The sequence below is a fragment of the Shewanella saliphila genome, assembly GCF_014648295.1.
Taxonomy (GTDB): domain Bacteria; phylum Pseudomonadota; class Gammaproteobacteria; order Enterobacterales; family Shewanellaceae; genus Shewanella; species Shewanella saliphila.
Genome location: NZ_BMQV01000083.1, coordinates 1 through 4176, shown reverse-complemented (window position 1 = coordinate 4176; position 4176 = coordinate 1). Strand labels below are relative to the sequence as shown.

The window sequence follows — 4176 nt, the reverse complement described above, 5'->3', positions numbered from 1 at the left end:
AATGGCTATGGTTTTATAACAATGAAAGACCCAATACAGCAATTGGTGGTGTCCCACCAAAGCAAAAACTGGCACTAGTGGCCTAAATATCTACTTTTGATCTCAGTTAAAAATGGGGAGATTACCTTTAATTCGAGAGCCTGGGTTCCTCTTTATTACAAGCAAGCTATCCCTCCTCAAGAATTAAGACCAATACGAAAAAGTATCATTAGGCATCGCTGATTAATTTTGGGTGTCTTGATTAATCTTTCCTGCACATGGCGCTTCAAAGCTCCTGATTAAGTAAGAAACATTCTAACTAGTTAACAAAAAAACCGTTTTTGTAGAGGTACAATAATTAGAAATGTCCCCTGCGTTATGGAAATCACAGATGTCGTCTATTTATCAACAGTTACTCACTACTGCACCAACCGATCTACCACCAATCAAAGCAATCCACATTTGCCACGAAGAAAATAATCCAAGCGCCAAGTTTGGGGTTATCGAATTAGAAGGCGGTACCATTGGCCTAACCTACGTAAAATTGGGCAACGCGTTTGAACAGTTACAAAATGAATCGCTATACAGTGATTACATTGGTAAAGCAGTAACGGATTTAGCCCAATTAAGCGTGCTGCAACAAGATTGGCAGCAAGTGCTTGGCGCCGGAGCGCTTAATGCCATTAGCCAATATGTACTCAAACAACGTGGCTTTAACTACCACAACGCAGAAGACAGTTTAGAGCTGCTGGATATTCAACCTGGTGAGCGCGTTGGTATGGTTGGCTACTTCGCCCCGCTTATAGCCCAACTCCGCGAACAACAAACCCCTTTAACGGTGATCGAGCTGCGGGCTGAATTGGTTCAGGCCAAAGGCAATTTTGAAGTAACCACAGATCCAAGCAAATTGGCGCAATGCGATAAGGTACTGATTACTGGCACCAGCGTAATCAACAACACCCTAGAAGGCTTGCTAACGCATTGCCATAAAGCCCAAGAGATCGCACTGGTGGGCCCAAGCGTTGGCCTGTTGCCAGAGGTACTATTTGAACATGGCATCACTCGCATCGGTGGCCGCGCAATAGTAAACAGCGAACTGTTCCTTGAGCGTTGGAAAAGTGGCGAGAAGTGGAAAGAGTCCGTTACTCGTTACTCTTTGAGAAACAGCGACTACAAATAATGTCTCACATTAAGGGCGAGACATAACCGTGCGCCCTTTCAAACACATATATAATCAGAAAAACCACGCCCATTTGTGGTGACAAAATCAGCAAACAAGCGTAACAGCGCTATGCTTGAGCTTTTCCATAAGCGGTTTTCGTCAGTTTATCTGAGACAGGCTAGTAACAGATTATCTATGGGTGTCTTGTTTAATTTCTTCTGAGCTATTCCATAAGCGGTTATCGTCAGTTTCTCTGAGACAGGCTGGTAACAGATTATCTCTGGGTGTCTTGTTTAATTTCTTCCAATTGGTTAAATGTCAAACACTCAAATAGACTTAGTTACCTTTAACTCAGACAGGTAATCTAAGATGGCCAGACCAAGACAGATTCATCATAAAAAATACCAACAACATAAAGCGGTTGGCATAATCGTTTCACTGAACACTTTTTTACACCGAAAAATAACCGAGTACTTGTTTTTGTTTTTCCGAAAGTTGAGATAACTCCGAAGAAGCTTGCAACGACTGATTAACAGCCGATACATTCTGTTGTACTAAATCAAATGCTTCAGTTGTACTTCGTAAAATATCATCGGTTACGCTATGTTGTTCTTGAGATGCGGTTGCGACTAAAGCATTAATTTCAGATATTGTCTCAACGGCAACAGATATATCTTCAAAAGCAGATTTTATATCGTCAGCTAAAACGACCGATTGCTCAATCAAGTCGACATTTTGTTCCATATTTGTACTGGCTTTTTCAGATTGTTTTTGCAGCCTTTCTATGATTTCTTGAATACTTACAGTCGATTTTTGTGTCTTAGAGGCTAGGTTTCGCACTTCATCTGCAACAACGGCAAAACCTCGGCCATGCTCACCCGCTCTAGCAGCTTCAATGGCCGCATTTAAAGCAAGGAGATTAGTCTGTTCTGAGATAGTATTAATAACCTCCGTTACGCTACCTATTTCTACCGCAAAATCATGTAACTGCCGCACCAAACTAGCAGCTTCACTAACGGAAGTATTAATATTATTGGACAATAAGATGTTTTTCTCTAATGTCATCTTACCTTTTGCAACATTAGTTTGTGCTTCTCTTGTCATCTCTTCCGCTTGTATTGCTTGTTGACTAACCTCCATCGATGTAGATGACAATTCATTTATTGCTGTTGATATTTGCTCAACTTGATCTTTTTCGTGTTCAACATTATTTAATGTTTCTCCCATAACGGCTGTCAATTCTTGAGATGCTGACGCTACATTTTCTGCGATATTATGTGAGTTTTGAACCATTTCACATAATTGTTTTGACAATACAATTAATGATGAATAAATCCCAGTCTCTTTACCATCTAACTCAATTTTCTTAGTGAGATCACCATTAGCAATACTTTTTATTATGGCTGCTATTTCTTCTGGGGCTCCGCCTACTGGAACTAATACTAATCGATTCAGCGTTACAGTTAGCACGACGCCCGCGATAATGAGACTAAAAAGTCCTAATAACAGTGAATATTTTAATTGGTTATTAGCGTCAGCGTCTATTACATCATCTTTAATAAACGTTACATAATTCCAACCAACGTTCTCTAAGTTATCCCAAAATGCCGTGAAATCAGTATTCGAACCATCTACTTTAGCTGTATATGATAACTCACGATTATTAACATTAAAGTTTTTATACAGCGGGCGCTTTTCAATTATACTCTCACCTATATCATCTGAATAAGGAGAAAATATAATTGTGTTTTCTGATGAGTAAATAATGATATCTTTTCTATCTAAAATTGAACCTAACACAGATTCCATGTAAACACTGGAAAGGATAGCAATGTCACTATTGATTTTATGAATAACACCAATAACTTGTTTACCTGTTGTTTTTGAAAGATATGGTTCTGATACAAAGAAAGTCTTCCCTTGATTAAAAATTGCATCGTAATATGAACGATTAAGCTCTTTAACATTAAACCCTAATTTAGCTCCTTCTTTAAATATACTACCGTCTTTTTTTATAGCATAAACACCTGTGCTTATACTATCTAACATATTAGAAAGCACTTTTAATTGGTTAGTAGCATCATGAGATAGCTCATCTTCATTAAAATCTGATGCAGTAATATCAACTGAAGAAAGTATTTTTTCATAACTATTGAATTTTTCAACAAGCCTAGCTTCAACCGTAGCATTACGCTCTCGGAGTGTATCTTTTGTTAAACTCACGCTTTCCGCGCTAAATGATATATAGCTTAATGAAGTAAGCGTTAATATAATTAAAATAATTATGGAACTTAATACACCTACAACTTGAAGTTTAAACTTGCTCATATACAACACCAACTATAAAGGTTTGACAGAAAAGATTACGAGATGAGTCATTTTACATTCTTAAAATAACATTTTATCAACAAGGTGGAATTCATTTAACCATATGAACTTATATGAATTAAAATGGGATTTCTGTGAGCCATGTTACTTATTTAAAATCTTTTATAATTACAAAACCACTCACTATGCTCAAAAACACACATAATGTTGCTTAATTATTTTGAAATTGTTATTTAATGACGCTTATAAAAAGATAGCCAACATTAATATTTAAAACCTATCTCAATATCAGTTAAATTAACAGGCAAGGGATAAGGCTGCTTCGTTAACAGCAGAGATAACACTTATCTTTAATAGATATAATTCTATTTTATCTACTCACCTATCACTGTTCAATAAAAATAACTATAGACATCACCATTTATATTAAAAGTATTTTAATTATTAATGGGGTTTACGGTTTTAAAATAATGGATCGCTAGGTTTTACTTCTTATCAATGTACTTCCTTCCCTAATTAAGGCTGGATGTAGTCATCAATCAGGGGCTGATTACACTTTTTGACCAGCGCCAAAAATAATCTCTTCCCTGAAATCATCACTCCAACAAGCCCTATTGAATTTCTGATTTTGGCTTGTTTTAGCGGGATGTAGCTTCACTAGATTTAATGCCCAACGCCTTAAAATAGCCAGAATACTGGCACCATCT

The 4176-nt window shown here is 37.0% G+C and carries 2 protein-coding genes and 1 pseudogene; 1 reads left to right on the top strand and 2 read right to left on the bottom strand.

Annotated features, from left to right (window positions below; all coding sequences use genetic code 11):
* Positions 1-370 precede the first annotated feature (370 nt).
* Positions 371-1159, top strand: a complete 789-nt coding sequence (locus IEY48_RS20065) for a Rossmann-like domain-containing protein (protein WP_188923317.1) — start codon at positions 371-373, stop codon at positions 1157-1159.
* A gap of 432 nt (positions 1160-1591) precedes the next feature.
* Here the strand turns inward: IEY48_RS20065 and IEY48_RS20060 are convergent, their stop codons facing one another.
* Positions 1592-3469, bottom strand: a complete 1878-nt coding sequence (locus IEY48_RS20060; protein WP_188923316.1) for a methyl-accepting chemotaxis protein — start codon at positions 3467-3469, stop codon at positions 1592-1594.
* Between the two features lie 550 nt (positions 3470-4019).
* A pseudogene (locus IEY48_RS20055) lies at positions 4020-4176 on the bottom strand (ISAs1-like element ISSpu13 family transposase); the annotation flags it as partial.